Origin of the sequence: Nisaea sp. (assembly GCF_034670185.1) — a bacterium.
Taxonomy (GTDB): Bacteria; Pseudomonadota; Alphaproteobacteria; order Thalassobaculales; family Thalassobaculaceae; genus Nisaea.
The window spans coordinates 175,935-193,066 of record NZ_JAXMNY010000004.1 but is presented as its reverse complement, the minus strand read 5'-3'; the positions used below and the strand labels follow the sequence as shown (position 1 = coordinate 193,066).

16 protein-coding genes and 1 other RNA gene are annotated in these 17,132 nt (G+C 62.0%); 14 read left to right on the top strand and 3 right to left on the bottom strand.

All coding sequences use genetic code 11. The features are described from left to right. The first annotated feature begins 56 nt into the window (after window positions 1-56). Entirely contained in the window at window positions 57-1,874 is a 1,818-nt protein-coding gene (locus VOI22_RS17305; RefSeq protein WP_323797704.1) for a methyl-accepting chemotaxis protein, read from the top strand. Here the strand turns inward: VOI22_RS17305 and VOI22_RS17300 are convergent. Further along, window positions 1,849-3,582, bottom strand: coding sequence for an adenylate/guanylate cyclase domain-containing protein (locus tag VOI22_RS17300; RefSeq protein WP_323797703.1), 1,734 nt, complete (start codon window positions 3,580-3,582; stop codon window positions 1,849-1,851). The two genes, VOI22_RS17305 and VOI22_RS17300, sit on opposite strands and share 26 nt — an antisense overlap. A gap of 158 nt (window positions 3,583-3,740) precedes the next feature. Between VOI22_RS17300 and VOI22_RS17295 the strand changes: the two genes are divergently transcribed. Genes VOI22_RS17295 through VOI22_RS17280 form a run of 4 tightly spaced genes read left to right on the top strand, consistent with a single transcriptional unit; the run spans window position 3,741 to window position 8,267 of the window. Continuing rightward, a complete protein-coding gene (locus tag VOI22_RS17295) occupies window positions 3,741-4,466 on the top strand; it encodes an ABC transporter ATP-binding protein (RefSeq protein ID WP_323797702.1) in 726 nt (241 codons plus the stop codon). Continuing rightward, window positions 4,459-5,193: an ABC transporter permease subunit gene (locus VOI22_RS17290; protein WP_323797701.1), complete on the top strand. Its 735-nt coding sequence runs from the start codon at window positions 4,459-4,461 to the stop codon at window positions 5,191-5,193. Before VOI22_RS17295 ends, VOI22_RS17290 begins: the two co-directional genes overlap by 8 nt. Window position 5,194: 1 nt before the next feature. Continuing rightward, window positions 5,195-7,192, top strand: a complete 1,998-nt coding sequence (locus tag VOI22_RS17285; protein ID WP_323797700.1) for a GldG family protein — start codon at window positions 5,195-5,197, stop codon at window positions 7,190-7,192. A 10-nt stretch (window positions 7,193-7,202) separates the two neighbouring features. Beyond that, on the top strand, window positions 7,203-8,267 hold the full coding sequence (locus VOI22_RS17280) for a DUF4340 domain-containing protein (RefSeq protein WP_323797699.1): 1,065 nt from the start codon (window positions 7,203-7,205) through the stop codon (window positions 8,265-8,267). A gap of 49 nt (window positions 8,268-8,316) precedes the next feature. Here the strand turns inward: VOI22_RS17280 and VOI22_RS17275 are convergent, their stop codons facing one another. After that, window positions 8,317-9,117 (bottom strand): delta-class carbonic anhydrase, encoded by an 801-nt coding sequence (locus VOI22_RS17275; protein WP_323797698.1) that lies wholly within the window; start codon window positions 9,115-9,117, stop codon window positions 8,317-8,319. Between the two features lie 174 nt (window positions 9,118-9,291). Beyond that, window positions 9,292-10,326 (bottom strand): trans-3-hydroxy-L-proline dehydratase, encoded by a 1,035-nt coding sequence (locus VOI22_RS17270; RefSeq protein WP_323797697.1) that lies wholly within the window; start codon window positions 10,324-10,326, stop codon window positions 9,292-9,294. Window positions 10,327-10,468: 142 nt separating this feature from the next. Here VOI22_RS17270 and greB point away from each other — a divergent pair, with 142 nt between their 5' ends. The 9 genes from greB to recR all read left to right on the top strand — a co-directional run bounded on the left by greB (window position 10,469) and on the right by recR (window position 17,132). Then, window positions 10,469-11,023 (top strand): transcription elongation factor GreB, encoded by a 555-nt coding sequence (gene greB / locus VOI22_RS17265; protein ID WP_323797696.1) that lies wholly within the window; start codon window positions 10,469-10,471, stop codon window positions 11,021-11,023. Window positions 11,024-11,034: 11 nt separating this feature from the next. Further along, window positions 11,035-12,018 (top strand): amidoligase family protein, encoded by a 984-nt coding sequence (locus VOI22_RS17260; protein WP_323797695.1) that lies wholly within the window; start codon window positions 11,035-11,037, stop codon window positions 12,016-12,018. Further along, the gene (locus tag VOI22_RS17255) at window positions 12,015-12,695 is read left to right on the top strand and encodes a gamma-glutamyl-gamma-aminobutyrate hydrolase family protein (protein ID WP_323797694.1); all 681 of its coding nucleotides are present in this window, start codon (window positions 12,015-12,017) and stop codon (window positions 12,693-12,695) included. Before VOI22_RS17260 ends, VOI22_RS17255 begins: the two co-directional genes overlap by 4 nt. A 114-nt stretch (window positions 12,696-12,809) precedes the next feature. After that, window positions 12,810-13,190, top strand: coding sequence for a carboxymuconolactone decarboxylase family protein (locus VOI22_RS17250; protein WP_323797693.1), 381 nt, complete (start codon window positions 12,810-12,812; stop codon window positions 13,188-13,190). 3 nt (window positions 13,191-13,193) lie between these two features. Beyond that, window positions 13,194-14,117 carry an NAD(P)-dependent oxidoreductase gene (locus VOI22_RS17245; protein WP_323797692.1) on the top strand — a complete coding sequence of 308 codons (924 nt, stop codon included), beginning with the start codon at window positions 13,194-13,196 and terminating at the stop codon, window positions 14,115-14,117. 129 nt (window positions 14,118-14,246) lie between these two features. Further along, an RNA gene (gene ffs / locus VOI22_RS17240) (signal recognition particle sRNA small type) lies at window positions 14,247-14,344 on the top strand. Between the two features lie 20 nt (window positions 14,345-14,364). Further along, entirely contained in the window at window positions 14,365-16,185 is a 1,821-nt protein-coding gene (locus VOI22_RS17235) for a DNA polymerase III subunit gamma/tau (protein ID WP_323797691.1), read from the top strand. Window positions 16,186-16,189: 4 nt separating this feature from the next. Continuing rightward, window positions 16,190-16,513: a YbaB/EbfC family nucleoid-associated protein gene (locus VOI22_RS17230; protein WP_323797690.1), complete on the top strand. Its 324-nt coding sequence runs from the start codon at window positions 16,190-16,192 to the stop codon at window positions 16,511-16,513. Between the two features lie 31 nt (window positions 16,514-16,544). Then, window positions 16,545-17,132: a recombination mediator RecR gene (gene recR / locus VOI22_RS17225; RefSeq protein WP_323797689.1), complete on the top strand. Its 588-nt coding sequence runs from the start codon at window positions 16,545-16,547 to the stop codon at window positions 17,130-17,132.

Below are 17,132 nucleotides of genomic sequence, written 5' to 3'. Positions count from 1 at the left end.
AATTGATTTACATCATGGTCTGCCGTGTTTGCCGATTTTTTTTGGGGTTTCTTGAAATGCTGAATGCCTTTTCGATCCGCACGCGGATGTTCGCGCTGCTCGCCATCAATATCGCCTTTCTTGTTGGCCTCGCGATTTTTACGAGTGCACAGCTCCGGTCTATCGGGGATGAGATCGAAGAGATTGCGGAGCTGGACGTTCCGATTTCCGCGCTGTTGACGCAAGTCACGACCCACCAGCTCGAACAGGCTATCCATTACGAGCGCGCAGTCCGGTACGGGGAAGAGATGAATTATCCCAGTGTACCTGCCGACGTGCGCGCGAAGGCAACCAAGCTTTTCGAGAAAGAGATCAAGGCGTTCCACAAGTACTCCAAACTCGTGGTCGAGGAAGCCGAAGCGGTCCATGCCATGCATGACATTGCGGTGGAGCGCGCGCTGAATGCCGAGGCGCTCGCGCATTACGACAGCGTCGATAAGAGTATTGTTGAGATCCTCAAAGCTCATAAAACTTATGACAAGCATGTCGTGGAGCTCATGGAGAAACTCCGGTCCGGCGACAAGGACGGGGTCTTCGCGATGATCGCGGCGATCGAGAGGGAAGAGGAAGCTTTCATCAAGGACCTGGAGGCGACCACAACCAAGGTGATCGCGTTCACCGAAGCGACTGCGATGCGTGCCGAAGAGCATGAGCATGCCGTCGAGACGATGCTGATCTACGTCACAGCAGTAGCGGTTATCTTCAGCGCTCTCATCAGCATCCTGATCGCCAATTCCATCCTGAATCCGATGAAAAAGGTGGTTGAGCTTATCGGCACTGTTATCGGCGGGAACACGGACGTCTCCGTCCCGGATGGATACCGTGCGGAAATGGGCAGCCTGATGGATGCGGTCGCGAAGTTGCGTGACTCTATTGCGGAAGTCGCCAGCGCGCGCGCTGCCCAGGAAGCAGCTGAGAAGTCGGCGGCCGAGGAGCGGAAGCGGTCGCTGAACGAAATGGCAAACACTGTCGAGGCGGAAACGAATACCGTATGGACTCGTGTCCAGAAAGAGTCCGAGCACCTTAACGGCATTGCAGACCAGATGGCCGGGTCAGCCCACAACCTGGGTGAGAACGCCACGGCCGTGAGCGCCGCGTCGGAAGAATCTCTCGTCAATGCGGAAGCGGTTGCGTCCGCCGCAGAGGAACTTGCGGCGTCCATCGCAGAGATCTCGAACCATGTTGCCCAGAGCGGTGACATCGCACAGTCGGCAGCAGCCCAGGCGGAACAGTCCCGCAGTGTTGTGGAGAGCCTGTCCGAAGCTGCCGGGAAAGTTGGCGAGGTTGTTGGTCTCATCAACGATATTGCCGAGCAGACAAACCTGCTGGCACTGAATGCGACGATCGAGGCAGCCCGGGCCGGAGAGGCCGGCAAGGGCTTCGCGGTGGTCGCATCGGAAGTCAAGAATCTGGCGACCCAGACGCAGAATTCGACTGCCTCGATCTCCGGTGAAGTCAACCGGATGCAGGAGGTGACGTCAGACGCGGTCAAGGCAATCACCAACATTATCGACACGATTGCCAGCATCAACGAGAAGAGCGAGGAAATCACGGCCGCGGTCGAAAGCCAGGATCAGGCGACCCGTGAAATCGCCAGCAACGTGACGGAAGCGGCCGCAGGCGCGCGTGAGGTCACGGAGCGGATCACGGTCGTTTCCCGTGACGCTCAGGGCGTGGGTTCGTTGTCAGGTGAAGTTTCCACCGCCACGAAGCAGCTCGGCGATGAAGTCGAACAGCTCAAGAATACCGTCATCCGGGTTGTCCGCACGGCGACTCCCGAGGTTGAACGGCGGGAGAGGTCGATTCCGGTCAAGGAAGACCGCCGCTCCCGGTAACTGCGGACGGCAGAGCAGTAGCGTCTTCGACAAGACGGACGCTGATGCTCTGCTCCCGCCCGCGGGCGGTAACTTCCGCCCGCTCGCCAATCTCCAACGACATGCCCGCCGCCGAGATCACGGATTCCGAGAGGATGAGCTGGACGCCGTGATCCTTGGTCAGGGCTTCCAGGCGGCTGGCGATGTTCACCGTGTCGCCGACTGCCGTCAGGCCCCTCGTTTCCCGATAGCCGAGCTCTCCGACAATGGCCGGCCCGCCATGGATGCCGATGCCGATGCGCAGCGGCTCGTCGAGGTCCGCGGCCAGTGACTCGTTCAGCCGTTCAAGGTTTTCGCCCATGAGACAGGCCGCCGTGATGGCGTTGCGGGCGCCAACCTCGATGCCCCGGTCAATGCCGAACAGGGCCATGATGCCGTCCCCGATGAACTTGTCGATACGGCCGCCCGCGCTTTCGATGGCGTGGCCCATTTCGGAAAAGTAACGGTTCAGGATGAACACCGTATCGTAGGGAAGACGCTGTTCGGTCAGCTTGGTGAAGCCCCTGATATCGGCAAACAGCACGACGATGTCGCGCTCTTGGCCGGCGAGATAGTCCGGCCGCGCCCCCGTATCCTCGACACTTGCCTGCGCCGGCGGCAGCAGGGGGGTCACTTCTATGTCGACAGTGGGGACGGTCTGGCAGGCGAGCCGCACATTGTCCGGCGCACCGACCCGGCTGAGGACCTTGGCCTCGAGCTCGGACGGTGGCGGCAGGGCATTCAGTCCGATGCCGATCCGCACCCGGCAGGTGGAGCAGCGTCCGCGGCCGCCGCAGACGGAGGCATGAGGAATGCCGGCGCTCCGGCTGGTCTCAAGGATGGTGGCGCCGGGACGCAGTCCGACCTGCTGGCCGGTATGGTAGGTCAAGGTGACATCCGGCACGGCTTGCTTCAGCAGATGCAGGCGCACGGACCGGGCGGCAAAAGCCAGAAGTACCAGGCCGTAATAGCTGTATTCGACGTTTTGCACCCAGGCCTGAAACGTCTGCTGCTCCTCACCGCGCGGTAACTTGAAAGACTCCAGGACAAAGCCGAGCCACGCGCTGTCTTCCGCCATGCGCAGCACTTCCATCCCGGAGGCGACAAACCCCGCGAGGGAAAGCGTCGGGATCATGACGGCGAGTGTGAGCCAGAGCGGCTGCAGGCGGCGATATCCGAGCTTGAACCGAAGCCAGAGATGCAGGCCGATACAGCCGTGAATCCATGATGCCAGCAGCAGTACGGTCTGGTTGGCGATGTAATGCGGCGCGAACTTCCAGACCACCAGTTGGACATAGAGATAGGATGGGTCGGTATCGAAAAACTCATCCAGAACGCGCGTTCCCATGAGGTGGGCAATCAGGAACACCGGGATGGAAAGGCCGAGCGTGAGTTGGGCGAGCTCCGCCCGGCTCGTGTCCCGAAGGGAGTCTCGCCGATAGATGGCGACAAGCGCGATTACCAGGTGGACGGTCAGGGCGGAATAGAGGGCTGCGGTCGGGAGCGCCTGGTGCCAGAAACTCAAGAACCACTTGCCGCTCGTCACCAGGGCGTCAATGGAGAAGATGCCGACGGCATGGTTCAGCAGATGGGAGGCGACATAGGTAAAGAGAACCAAACCGGAGAGAGTGTTCAGCCGCCGCCAAAGCGGGCTGTTCAGGCCACGCGGTTTCGCTAAATCGTCAGACAAGCATTTTGCTCCGGCTATCCGCGTCTGTTTAATTTGGTCAAAAGGATATTAGATAATCGATCCTGGTAAAAACCCAATCCTTTGAATTTTCTGTGAGATCGGGTACACGAGCGGGAAGGCACACAGCAGATGCCGATAGGGGCCGGGTTCGCAAGATCATGAGTGCGCTACTATCTATTCAGAAGCTGACAAAGCGTTTCGGCGCGATTACAGCCGTCGACGGTCTGGAGTTCGAGGTCGGGCGCGGCGAAGTGCTCGGCTTCCTCGGTCCGAACGGGGCCGGCAAATCCACCACCATGAAAATGATCTCCGGTTTCCTGGCGCCGACAGCCGGAACCGCGATTGTCGCCGGGCATGATGTGCGGCGGGCGCCGCAGGCCGTGAAGGCGGCTATCGGCTACCTGCCCGAGGGCGCTCCGGCCTATCCGGACATGACCCCGCTGTCCTTTCTGCGCTTCGTCGCGCGCATTCGCGGCATCGCCGAAAAAGATGTGGCGGACGCCGTTGAGCGGGTGATCGCGCAGACCCGTCTGTCCGATGTGGTGATGCAGCCGATCGAGACCCTGTCCAAGGGCTTCAAGCGCCGGGTCGGTCTGGCGCAGGCGCTGGTTCACGATCCGGAAGTTCTGATCCTGGACGAGCCGACGGACGGTCTCGATCCGAACCAGAAGCACGAAGTACGCGGCCTGATCCAGAGCATGGCCGCGGAGAAATGCATCGTCGTCTCCACCCACATTCTGGAAGAGGTTGATGCGGTCTGTACCCGGGCCATGATCATCGCCCGGGGCCGCGTGCTGGCGGACGGCATACCCGCCGACCTGAAAGCCCGGTCCGGCGCTGCAAGCCTTGATGATTATTTCCGCGAGGTCACCGGTCATGCGTAACATCGGGCTGATCTTCCGGCGCGAGTTCGCCGCCTATTTCGCCACGCCGCTGGCGTACATCTTCATTGTCATCTTCCTGGTCATGGCCGGAACCATGACGTTTTTCGTCGGTGGGTTCCTCGCCCGCGACCAGGCCGACCTGCAGCCCTTCTTCGGCTTTCACCCGTGGCTCTATCTGTTCCTGGTGCCGGCCCTTTCCATGCGGCTCTGGGCCGAGGATCGCAGGCTCGGCACCATCGAGCTTTTGCTGACCCTGCCGATCACCATGGTCGAGGCCGTGATCGGCAAGTTCCTGGCGGCCTGGGCCTTTACGGGTGTCGCGCTGGCCCTGACTTTTCCGCTCTGGATCAGTGTCAATTATCTCGGAAATCCGGATAATGGCGTCATTGTCGCCTCCTATCTCGGCAGCTACCTGATGGCGGGCGCCTATATGGCCATCGGCTCGCTGATCTCGGCGATGACCAAGAATCAGGTGATCGCCTTTGTCGTGGCAGCGGCGGTCTGCTTCCTCTTCACCGTGGCGGGCTCGCCGATCCTGCTGAGCTATTTCGAGAACTGGGCGCCGGGCGAGCTGGTCCAGACCATCGCCAGCTTTGGCTTCATGACGCACTTTCAGGCTATCCAGCGCGGTGTGATCGATTTGCGCGACCTGATCTTCTTCGGCTCCGCGATTGTCATTGCGTTGACCGCGAATGCCTATGTCATCGACTGGAAGAAGGCGGAATAGGATGAGCACTCCCTCTGCGCCTCTCCCCGTTGCTTCGGCCCGCGCCCGCAGCAGTTTCTTCACGCAAGGCCGCCTGGCTGTCGCAGCCCTGTTCCTGCTGCTGACGCTTTTCCTGGCGCTGAACGTGCTGTCCACGGCTCTGTTCACCTCGACCAGACTCGACCTGACCGAGGAAGGGCTCTTTTCGCTCTCGGACGGGACCGAAGCGCTGCTCGAGAGCATCGAGGAGCCGGTCACTCTGAAGTTCTACTATTCAGAGGCACTGGGCCGGGAGGTTCCGTTTTACGGCATCTATGCCGGCCGGGTGCGGGATCTGCTCGACGAATACGCGGCCCGCTCGGACGGCAAGGTCCGTGTCGAGGTCTACGATCCGGAACCCTTTACCGAGCTTGAGGATCGCGCCGTCGCGGACGGTCTGCAGCAGATACCGCTGCAGGAGGGTGGAGAGCAGGTGTTCTTCGGCATCTCCGGGACCAACCTGACCGACGATCTCGAGGTCATTCCGTTCCTGCAGCCGGAGCGGGAAACCTTCCTCGAATACGATATCTCGCGCCTGATCTATTCTCTTGCGAAACCGAAACGAACCGTCCTCGGGATCGTCACCAGCCTGCCGATGCAAGGCACGGTGCGGATGAACGCCATGGGGCAGCAGACCCCGGTGGCGCCCTACATCATCGCGGACCAGATCGGTGCGACCTACGAGACCCGCTATCTCGATGCGGAATTCGACAAGATCCCCGACGATGTCACCGTGTTGATGCTGGCCCATACGGCCGAGCTTGGCCCGCGCGCCCAGTTCGCGATTGACCAGTTCCTGCTTGGTGGCGGAAAAGCGCTGGTAGTCATCGACCCCTATTCAGAGACCGAAGGCGGTCAGGCGCAGTTCTTCGGGCAGCTGGCGCCGGAACGCAGCAATCTCGCGACTCTGTTCGACCATTGGGGCGTGCTCTACGATCCGACCAAGATCGCGGCCGACCGGCTGACCGCGCGCAAGGTGCAGCCCGGCGAGGGCCGGCGGCCGGTGGATTACGTGGTCTGGCTGGAACTCAAGGGCGGCAATATCGACCAATCCTCGCCGATCACCACGAATGTCGGCACGTTGGCTGTTGCCAGCGCCGGTCATATCGCGCTGGCTGACGATGCGGCGGTGACGATGACGCCTCTGGTCTCGACCTCACTCGGCTCGGCAGAGCTAAATGTCGAGCAGGTTAAAGGAATGCGCTCGCCGGAAGCCCTGTTGCGGAGCTACGAGCCGGGTCCGACGCCGCTGGTTATTGCCGCGCGTCTGACCGCAGACAAGATGACCACCGCCTTCCCCGACGGCCCGCCGGAGAAGGTGCTGAAGGAAGGCGATGAGGCGCCGGGCGCGGAAGAGGAAGCCGCTTACAAGGCGAAGTTCCCGCAGGTTTTGACGGAATCCACGGCGCCGCTCGATGTGATCGTCGTCACCGACAGCGATGTGCTGGCGGACCGGTTCTGGGTCCGGGTGCAGCAGTTCTTCGGACGCCGTGTGCCGGTGCCGGTCTCTGGCAATGGCGATTTCGTGTTGAACAGCCTCGATGCCCTGTCCGGCAGCAGCACGCTTCTCGGCTTGCGCGGCCGTGGCTCTACTGCCCGTCCGTTCGAGGTGCTGGAGCAGATCGAGCGCGAGGCGGAGAAACAGTACGCGGCCCGCGAAGAGCAGCTGCAAAAGACCCTTGCGGAAACGCAACAGCGGTTTGACGAGCTGCGGCGCAGGATGCCGGACGGATCGGCGGCTATCGTGACGGAGAAAGAACAGGCCGAGATCGAGGCGTACCGGCAGGAGATCCTGAAGATACGCAGTGAGCTTCGTGCCGTGCAGCGCTCTGTCCGCGAGGATGTCGACCGGCTGGAGACGTCGCTCTGGTTCTACAATATCGCCCTGGTGCCGATCCTGATCACGGTCCTGGCGCTCATCCTTGCCTTCTGGCGCAGCCTGCGCCGTCGACGCCGTCACGCGTCCGCGGCCGCTGGCTAGGGAGAGACCGATGCTGACTTTGCGTTCGCTTGGAATTCTGGCCGCCGTGACCGGAGCGATGCTCCTGGCGGCGGTGCTTGCCGTCCTCTGGCGTCATGACACGACGATCTCCGTGGTGGACAACGTGCCGGCCTTTCCGGGACTGGAAGAGCAGATCCCCGATATCGCCCGGATCGAGATGTCCTGGAATAAAGATGGTGCGGTTGAGCAGGTGAGTGTCGTCCGCGAGGACGGAACCTGGCGCATTGCGGAACAGAACGGATATCCGGCGGACACCGGAAAGGTCCGGGGTTTTATTCTCTCGTTGTCTGAGCTGAAGCTGGTCGAGGCGAAAACAGCCGATCCGGCGCGCTATGCCCGGCTTGGTGTCTCTGATGTGGCGGAGGCCAGCTCGGAGGCGACACGGGTACGGTTGCTCGGCCGGGACGGCGGCGCGCTCGTTGATGCCCTGATCGGAATCGACCGGACCAGCGGTACCGGCGGTGCGATGCTCTATTTGCGGCAGAGCGGCGATGCCCGGTCCTGGCTTGCGCACGGACAGGTCGATGATGTGCAACGCATCGCCTCGTGGACGGATGAGGCGGTGGTCGATATCGGCGCCGACCGGATCCAGGAGATCCATCTGACGGCCCCGAACGGCAAGGTGCTGGAAGTGCGCCGCACGGGCGAGGGCGAGACGCCGTTCGCGTTGATGAATATGCCGGAAGACCGGAAATTCGCGACATTCTACACGCTGAACGAAATCACCGATGGGCTGACGAAACTGACCTTCGAGGATGTCCGGTCGATGAACGGCATGACCTTCGAGCCGTCCCTCGGCAACGCGATCTATCAGACCCGGGGCGGCCTCACCGTGATCGTCGATTTCGCGGAAGTTCCGGGCACGGACGGCGTTGTTGAAACCTGGACGCATTTCTCGGTGAATGTCGCCCCCGACGCGACGGAAGAAGCCAAGTCCTTTGCCGCCGCCAATGCGGAGAGGCTCTCGCGCTGGGCCTATCGCCTGTCGGACAGCCGTCTGCAGAGGCTCCGCCACAGCATGGAGTCGGCAACGAAACCGGCCACGGAAGGCTGACCGGCAGAGGGCTGACCGGGAGAGGCTGGCCCCCTCCCGGATCATGACATCATTTGATTTTCGACAGCAGTTCCGGTGCGGTCACCAGCTGGCGCACGCCGTGTGACTTTTTCTCTTTGAAGACATTGCCCGCTTCGGCCCAGCGATTGAGAGAGTTGATATCGACCCTCGCGCAGTTCGGCCGGACGCTCCAGGTGACCTGAAGCGGAGAGCATTTCGCTTCGGTGTAGCTGGGTCCTGTCGTCGAGCCGGCAAACACGACCGGATTGCCTGTGCCGGTCGGCAGCGCCTTGGGCTGATGCAGGCCGTTCGCCATGTGTCCGTCATAGGACAGCGTGGTGAAGTCGATGGCGTTCGGGTCGTTCACCACCAGGAATGCCTGAGCTTCGACACGCAGTTCCGGATTGGCGCAGGCCTCGCTGAGGCAGGAGCCCAGCCCCGGGCCGGGTGCAACAGCACAGGAGCTGAAGACCCAGTGGACTTCAATCGTGTCACCCGGTTTGACATGGCCAAAGGCGCCGGAACCGCCAGCGGGTTCGGCAAGCTCCGCAGCCGAGAGAGCGCCGGAATTGTTGCACTTGTATCCGCCATAGTCGCCGCCACCGGCAAAGACCGAAAAGCCCGGCCCCTTATGCTCGGCATTCGTATGCGTGTGGATGTTGCAGAGATTGAGCTTGTCCGAGGCAGGCGCGAGGGAGAAGAGCCGTGCGTTGGTTCCGTCCTGCTGAGAGATATCGCGTGGTGTCTGCGGGCCGTAGCCTGTGCAGATATCAGCCGCATTGGCCGGGCCGTTTACGCCGGAAACGGCAAGCAGCGCTGCCATGCCGGCGAATGCACTGAGTTTCCTCATGTCTTTTCCTTTGCTTGGGATTATGGGCGCACTGCGTCCGGCACGTGATGCAGTTTCGCTTCTTACATTTCTCATATGTTCAACACAGTTTCCCAAATGCGCAACCAGAGAGAGTGGAGAATAAGTCGCGACAAAGCCCGGTCGCGCTGAGTTTTACCACACAGCAGCATGTCTTCAGGTTGTGCCGCCAGGCCAGGTATCGCCGACCCGGTAGCCGCCGGGCCAGGGGTCAGTCGGGTCGAGCAGATACTGGAAATTCCCGGTAATCCATGCACTGCCTGTGATCGAGGGGATGATCGCGGCAAGACCGCCGATCTTGGTCTCTTCCTCGATCCGGCCGGTAAAGATCGAGTCGATGATCGACCGGGCAGTGAGCCGGTCTCCGACCTTCATGCGACCGGTGGTGCGAAGCAAAGCCATGCGGGCGGAAAGAGCCGTTCCGGTTGGGGAACGATCGATCTTGCCGGGCTCAATGGCGACGGCATGCCGCGTCTCCAGCCCCTCTTTGCCCTCTGTCAGGCCGCCTGCGAAGAGGCAAAAGGAGACGTGCCGCCAGTCCGGGTTCGTTGGATGGCTGAAGCCGAGCTGCTCGGTCGCCGCTCGGGTAATCCGGGCTCCCAGATCCGCGAGAGCGCGGCCTTCGTCCGGCTGGATGGTGAAGCCGAGGGCATCCGCGTCGACGATAACGAAACTGTCCCCGCCATAGGCTGTCGATACCGTCAGGGTGCCGTGTCCTTCGACTTCCAACGGCGCGTCGATAGCGGCGGCGAAGGATGGATGGTTGCACACCGTGATGCTTTCGGCCTTGCCGTCCCGGCAGTGCGCCTCGATTGCCACCAGACCGCCGGGCGCCTCCAGCATGAAGCGGGTCACGGGCTCTTCCATTGGCACGATGCCGGTCTCCAGCAGGACGGTGGAAACGCAGATGGAGTTCGAGCCGGACATGGGCGGGGTGTGCACCGGCTCCATGATAATCCAGCCCATGGCCGCGCGAGGATCCGTCGGCGGTACCAGCAGGTTCACATGCCGGAAGACGCCGCCGCGCGGCTCATTCAGCATGAAATCCCGGAGCGTGCCGTCCGCGGCGATCCAGCGGGCCTGTTCCCAGATCGTGTCGCCTGGTGGTGGTGCCACGCCGCCGACAATGACATCGCCGACTTCGCCCGCGGCGTGGCAGCCGACCACATGCACCTGTTTCATGCTTCTCATGGAACTTTTCCGCTTCTGCGCTATTTCCCGATCAGTAGCGCATGACGATGGCGGGCCAGGCAACAGGTCTGCTTGAACAGGGGCAGCGATGTCTGCACTCTGGGGATCGGCCCACGTGTGGACTGACGGTCAGAAAGCAGAGATGAGCAAAGCCTTCGTCAAAGAAAATGACAGTGACTTCGAAGAAGAGGACGAGATCCCCGATCCCTCTCCGAAAGGCGTGAAGAATTACATCACGCCCCCGGGCTTCAAGGCGTTGCAGGATGAGTTGAAGCAGCTGCGCCGGGTCGAGCGCCCGAAGATCGTCGAAATTGTCTCCTGGGCAGCCGGGAACGGAGACCGGTCGGAGAACGGGGATTACATCTACGGCAAGAAACGCCTGCGCGAGATTGATCGCCGCATGCGCTTTCTGCTGAAGCGTATGGAAGCCGCTGAAATCGTCGATCCGGCTGAACAGCCGAACAAGGACCGGGTGTTTTTCGGCGCCACGGTTACCTATGTGGACGAAGAGGATAAAGAGCGGACTTTCCGCATTGTCGGTATCGACGAGGCGGATCTGGACCGGGGCGATGTCAGTTGGGTCTCGCCGATTGCCCGGGCGCTGTTGAGGGCGGAGGTCGGAGACGTGGTCGAGGTGCGCACCCCGCGCGGTCCGCAGTCGGTCGAGGTAATAGAAATTTCATACGAAACCAGATAGTTGGAACGCCGATGCCTGTCTCTCCCAAAACGCCTCCGGTTGCAAAGACTGCAGAAGGAGAAGACCGCAAAGTCGGTGTCGAGCTGGAGTTTGCCGGCCTGTCGGTGGAACAGACGGTGGATCTCATGCTGGATGCGTTCGGCGGTGAGGCGGAGAAAGTTGACGCGCATCGCACCATCCTGCGCCATGAAGAATGGGGCGAGGTCACCGTCGAACTTGATCTCCAGTATGTGCATGGGAATTCCAGCGAGGAAGACGGGGCGGACGGGTCCAACTCTCTGTTCAAGGACTTCGAGCTACCGGACGACTGGCGCGGTCCGCTGGGCGATGCCCTGACCGGGCTGGTGCCGGTGGAAATCGTGTTTCCCCCGATCCCCTGGTCCAGGCTGGGTGAGCTGGACAAGGTGTTCGCGCTGCTGCGCCGGCATGGAGCCCTTGGCACCCGGGAAAGCGCGTTTTATGCCTTCGGGCTGCATCTCAATGTGGAGGTCGCAACCGGTGCGCCGGAGGAAATCCTGCATGTCCTGCAGGCCTATCTTTTGCTGTCCGAACACCTCAGAGACGCGGTGGCTGTCGATATCACCCGCCGCATTCTGCCGCACACCGCCGCTTTTCCGGAGAGCTACGCGCGAAAGGTTCTCTCTCCCGACTATCCGGCGGTCCTTGAGACAATGATTGACGATTACCTCCATATGAATCCGACCCGGAATCGTGAACTCGACATGCTGCCGCTCTTCACCCATCTGGCGCCGGAACGGGTGCACAGCCAGATCAAGGATGTCCTGATCAAACCGCGCCCGACCTATCACTACCGTCTGCCGAACGCCGATCTCGGCGATCCGGACTGGTCCGCGGTGACCGAATGGAACCGCTGGGTCGCGGTGGAAGAACTGGCGGCGGACCCGGAGCGGCTTGGCGCGGCCATCGCCAGTTTCCGTGCGGCGAGAGAGGTCGGATTTCCCACGCGTTTGCGCCGCTTGTTCGGTGTGGAATGAGTAACAGCTCACGCCCGTTGATCGGGATCTCCACCTCGAGCAAATCCGGTCTTATCCCGCTAGCCTTTCACCGTCTTGCGATCTGGCGTGCCGGCGGGCGGAGTGTGCGGCTCGGGCCGGGCCGGCCGCTTGATGCCGATGCGCTGGATGGGGTGATCATCGGCGGCGGCAGCGATCTCGGACCGACGCTCTATGGCGGCGAGGTGGCCATAGAGGAGGGTATTGACCCGGAGCGGGACGACTTCGAGCTCGCGCTGCTCGAGCAATTCAAGGACGGAAAGCGCCCTGTCCTTGGTATCTGCCGCGGTGCCCAGATCCTGAACGTGTTTTTCGGCGGCGATCTGCACAATGAAATCTCCGTGGCTTATCCCGGCACCCGGGCCCGGCGGACGCCGTTGCCGGTTAAACGGATCGAAATCGACGAGGGATCGCGCCTGCGAGAAATGCTCGGGGTGAGCTGGTGCCAGGTGAATAGTATTCACCATCAGTCGGTCGATAGAATAGGCGAGGGCCTCCGGGTGTCGGCACATGATCGGCGGGGCATGGTGCAGGGGATCGAGAGTACCGGTGACCAGCTTTTTTTCGGGGTGCAGTGGCATCCTGAGTTTCTGGTTTTCAACCGGCCGCAACAACGCCTTTACAAGGCACTGATCCGTGCCGCCGCCGGGAAGAAATAAACCCCGCTTTCTTGCCGATTGAGGCTGCGGCTCGTTCCCGACCACTCTCTGGTCAGCCACGGCCGGTCTCGGTACCTTCGTATACAATTACGAACATCAAGGGAGGAGACCCCAATGGATCTGGATCAGCTTTTCGAACAGGGCTTGGCGACCCGCAAGAAGGTGCTTGGCGACGAATATGTCGAGAACAGCTTCAATAATGCGGACGAGTTCTCGATGATCCTGCAGAAGTTCGTCACCACCCACGCATGGGGAGCATGCTGGGGACGGGATGGACTCGATTTGAAAACCCGCTCCATGCTGAACCTCGCCATGCTGTCCGCGATGGGCCGCGAGCACGAACTGCGCCTGCATCTGCTGGGAGCGTTGAACAACGGCGTCACCAAGACGGAGATTGCAGAAATCTTCCTGCAATCGGCGACCTATGCCGGTTTCCCGGCTGCCGTCAGCGCTTTCAAGATCGCTCGCGAAGTCTTCAAAGAACAGGGAGTCTGAGCCATGGCTTCCGACACTAAACCAATCGTCGGCTGGATCGGCCTCGGCATGATGGGCTGGCCGATGGCCCGTCACATGGTCGAGGCGGGCTATGACGTGCGTGTGTTCGATCTCAGACCCGAGGTTTCCCAGCGATTCGCGGGTGAGATCGGCGGCGAGGTCGCGCCCACGCTGGAAGCGCTTGGCGCGACCTCTGATATCGTCGTTACCATGGTGCCGGACGGCAAGGCCGCCCGCATGGCATTGGTTGACGGTGCGGACAATGCGTCCAAGGGTATGAAGAAGGGCGCCGTCGCCATCGACATGAGCTCGTCCGAGCCGACCGGTACGGTCGAACTTGGCGCGGCGTTGAAGGAAAAGGGCATCATGCTGTGCGATGCACCGGTCTCCGGCGGCACCTGGCGGGCCGAGGAAGGCTCGCTCGCTATCATGCTTGGCGGCGCGGACGCAGCGGCACTGGATGCGGCGGAAGCGATCATGGAGCCGATGAGCCGGGTGGTCATCCGCACCGGCCCGCTTGGCTCCGGTCATGCCATGAAGTGCCTGAACAACTATCTTTCGGCCATTGCCCTCAGCGCCACCAACGAGGCCATTCTGGTCGGCGCCAAGTTCGGCCTCGACCCGAGCGTGATGATCGACGTCATCAATGTCTCGACGGGCCGTAGCAACAACAGTGAAACCAAGTTCAAGCCCTCGGTGCTGACCCGCAAGTTCGACGCCGGGTTTGCCACCGCCCTGATGACCAAGGATGTTGGCATCGCGGCAGGTCTCGCGGAATCGCAGGGTCAGGACATGCCGATCCTGAATTTGCTGACCGGCATCTGGCGTGAGTTCAACGAAGCCCATCCGGGCAGCGACCATTCCGCCGCCATCCAGTACTGGGAAGAGCGGAACGGGGAGACGCTGGAGCCGACGAAACAGGGGTGACCCATGGCCTTTGGCCGTCCGCCGTCCTCCCCGGGTCTCCGCGAAAGCGGGAACCCGGGGGAATAGGCGCCGCGCTCTCTGAATGGACTCTTCTTGCATTCCGCACCGTTCCCCCGATATAGAACCCTCGGAAGGCTGGGACGGACGAGCTCCTCGCCAATCCGGTCAGGTCCGGAAGGAAGCAGCCGTAACGAGATTTGGCTCGGGTCGCTTCCCAGTCTTCCACCTCTCCCCTATGATCCCCCGCATGGACGATCAGACACCTTCCGAGATCATTGATGGCCCCGCAGGCGACGTTGCTGCGCCGAAGGCCGAATACCGTGTGCTCGCGCGGAAATACCGGCCGCAGACGCTTGATGACCTGAAAGGTCAAGACGCGCTTGTCCGCACGTTGCGCAACGCGCTCGCGTCAGGCCGTCTTGCTCATGCCTTTGTGCTGACCGGCGTACGCGGGGTCGGCAAGACGACGACGGCGCGGATCATCGCCAAGGGTCTCAACTGCATCGGTCCGGACGGCACAGGCGGTCCGACCGTGACGCCCTGCGGTGTGTGCGATCCCTGCCGGTCGATCACCGAGGACCGGCATGTCGACGTGATGGAGATGGATGCGGCCTCGCGCACCGGCGTGGACGATATCCGCGAGATCATCGACGGGGTGCGCTACAAGCCGGTTTCCGCCCGTTACAAAGTCTACATCATTGATGAAGTGCACATGCTCTCGCGCAACGCCTTCAACGCGTTGCTGAAAACGCTGGAAGAGCCGCCGGAGCATGTGAAATTCATCTTCGCGACCACCGAGATCCGCAAGGTGCCGATCACCGTGCTGTCGCGTTGCCAGCGATTCGATCTGCGCCGATTCGACGTCTCCGAGCTGATGGAGCTGTTCGGCACCATTTGCGGCAAGGAAGGCGTCGAGGCGGACGAAGAGGCGCTGGCGCTGATTTCCCGCGCCGCCGACGGCTCGGCCCGTGACGGTCTTTCGATTCTCGATCAGGCGATGGCACTTGCGGATGGCCGGATCACGGCGGCCCAGGTGCAGGAGATGCTCGGTCTGGCCGACCGGGCGCTGGTCTTCGATCTGTTCGAGAAGGTGATGGGTGGCAAGATCGCCGAGGCACTGGGCGATGTTCGTTCCATGTATGCGTCCGGCGCCGATCCGGTGGTCGTGCTGCAGGATCTGCTGGATCTGACACACCTGATCACCCGGCTGAAAACAGCCCGCGACTCGGCACTGGAAGGTGCTTCCGAGCTGGAACGGACGCGCGGCGTTACTTTTGCGGACCAGTTGACGCTGCCGGTATTGGCGCGGACCTGGCAGATGCTTCTGAAGGGCCTCGGCGAGGTGCAGAGTGCGCCCTCGACGCTGGCCGCGCTCGAGATGGTGCTGATCCGGCTGGCCTACACGGCGGATCTGCCGCCGCCGGGAGATCTGGTAAAGGCTATCAAGGCGGGAAAGCCTGACGCGGCTCCGGGGCGCCAACCGGCGGCCGCGCAAAATCAGACGGCAGCGCAGACGGAACGAACGCCGGCACCGGTCGCGATAGTGCCATCTCCGGTCTCTGCCCCAGAGTCTGTCGCGTCGCCAGTCGCGCCGCCGGTTCTGGACGAGCCGGCAGCTCCGGCCATTCCGGAAACCTTCGAGGCCGTGGTTGCGCTGTTCGAGGAACATCGAGAGGCATTGCTGCATGCACAACTCAGCCGCTCGGTCCGGCCGATTTCCGCCGAGGCGGGCCGGCTGGAAATCGTTCTCGATTCCGGTGCGCCGGACAGTTTGCCGGGTCAGGTCGCAGCCAAGCTGAAGCTGTGGACGGGCATTCCGTGGACCGTCGAGTCGAACGATGCAATGCCGGGCGACGAGGACATTCACACCCTGGCGGAGCGCAAGGCGAATGCCGAGGCGGCCAAGAGGAAATCGATCTCCGAACACCCGGTGGTCGCGGCGGTGCTTGAAGCCTTCCCCGAAAGCACGATAGAAGCCATTCGACCGCTGGTCAGGGAAATCCCCGAGGAGGCTGCCGCGGAGGCCGCCCCTTACAGTGACGAAGACAGTCAAGCGAACGAGGCATGACCCGATGAAAAATCTCGGCAACATGATGAAGCAGGTTCAGCAGATGCAGGAGCGCATGCAGGAAATGCAGGCGCAGATGCAGGAGCTGGAGGTCGAGGGCACCAGCGGGGCCGGCATGGTCACCGTGAAGATGACCGGCAAGGGCGAGATGAAGGGGATCAAGATCGATCCCGCGATTGTCGACCCGGCCGATACCGAAGTGCTGGAAGACCTGATCATCGCCGCCGCCAACGACGCCAAGGCGAAGGCGGACGAAAAGATGCAGGACGAAATGCAGAAGCTGACCGGCGGGCTGCCTTTGCCGCCGGGCTTCAAACTGCCGTTCTGATCCGATAGCGGCCGGCAGGACAGCCCAAGCTATGGATGAGCTCGATCGCGTCATGCACTATCTGGCGAAGCTGCCGGGCCTCGGCCCGCGCTCGGCCCGCCGGGCGGTGCTGCATTTGCTGCGCAAGCGGGAAACGCTTATGCGTCCGCTGGCCGATGCGCTCGGTGCGGCGGCGGAAGCGGTGCGGGACTGTTCGGTCTGTGGCAATCTCGATGCCAGCGATCCCTGCCACATCTGCAAGGACGAGAGCCGCGACGGCTCGGTGATCTGCGTTGTCGAGGATGTCGGCGATGTCTGGGCGCTGGAACGGGCCGGCGCCTTCAAGGGCCGCTATCATGTGCTCGGCGGCCTGCTCTCGGCGCTCGACGGTGTCGGGCCGGACGATCTTAATCTCGATGCTCTGATCGCCCGTTCCGGTTCGCCTGAGGTAAAGGAAGTGATCCTGGCCATGGATGCGACTGTCGACGGACAAACGACCGCGCATTACATCTCCGATCGGCTTGCCGGGCTCGATCTCTCCATCACCCGTCTGGCGCGCGGCGTTCCGGTCGGTGGCGAGCTTGATTTCCTGGATGACGGAACCCTGACCCAGGCCCTTAAGGCCCGCCGGGCTCTTTAG

What these genes read in the sequence shown, in the direction of transcription:
- VOI22_RS17305 (WP_323797704.1), top strand. Translation starts at nt 57, where the DNA reads ATGCTGAATGCCTTTTCGATCCGCACGCGGATGTTCGCGCTGCTCGCC.
- VOI22_RS17295 (WP_323797702.1), top strand. Translation starts at nt 3,741, where the DNA reads ATGAGTGCGCTACTATCTATTCAGAAGCTGACAAAGCGTTTCGGCGCG.
- VOI22_RS17290 (WP_323797701.1), top strand. Translation starts at nt 4,459, where the DNA reads ATGCGTAACATCGGGCTGATCTTCCGGCGCGAGTTCGCCGCCTATTTC.
- VOI22_RS17285 (WP_323797700.1), top strand. Translation starts at nt 5,195, where the DNA reads ATGAGCACTCCCTCTGCGCCTCTCCCCGTTGCTTCGGCCCGCGCCCGC.
- VOI22_RS17280 (WP_323797699.1), top strand. Translation starts at nt 7,203, where the DNA reads ATGCTGACTTTGCGTTCGCTTGGAATTCTGGCCGCCGTGACCGGAGCG.
- VOI22_RS17275 (WP_323797698.1), bottom strand. Translation starts at nt 9,117, where the DNA reads ATGAGGAAACTCAGTGCATTCGCCGGCATGGCAGCGCTGCTTGCCGTT.
- VOI22_RS17270 (WP_323797697.1), bottom strand. Translation starts at nt 10,326, where the DNA reads ATGAGAAGCATGAAACAGGTGCATGTGGTCGGCTGCCACGCCGCGGGC.
- greB (WP_323797696.1), top strand. Translation starts at nt 10,469, where the DNA reads ATGAGCAAAGCCTTCGTCAAAGAAAATGACAGTGACTTCGAAGAAGAG.
- VOI22_RS17260 (WP_323797695.1), top strand. Translation starts at nt 11,035, where the DNA reads ATGCCTGTCTCTCCCAAAACGCCTCCGGTTGCAAAGACTGCAGAAGGA.
- VOI22_RS17255 (WP_323797694.1), top strand. Translation starts at nt 12,015, where the DNA reads ATGAGTAACAGCTCACGCCCGTTGATCGGGATCTCCACCTCGAGCAAA.
- VOI22_RS17250 (WP_323797693.1), top strand. Translation starts at nt 12,810, where the DNA reads ATGGATCTGGATCAGCTTTTCGAACAGGGCTTGGCGACCCGCAAGAAG.
- VOI22_RS17245 (WP_323797692.1), top strand. Translation starts at nt 13,194, where the DNA reads ATGGCTTCCGACACTAAACCAATCGTCGGCTGGATCGGCCTCGGCATG.
- VOI22_RS17235 (WP_323797691.1), top strand. Translation starts at nt 14,365, where the DNA reads ATGGACGATCAGACACCTTCCGAGATCATTGATGGCCCCGCAGGCGAC.
- VOI22_RS17230 (WP_323797690.1), top strand. Translation starts at nt 16,190, where the DNA reads ATGAAAAATCTCGGCAACATGATGAAGCAGGTTCAGCAGATGCAGGAG.
- recR (WP_323797689.1), top strand. Translation starts at nt 16,545, where the DNA reads ATGGATGAGCTCGATCGCGTCATGCACTATCTGGCGAAGCTGCCGGGC.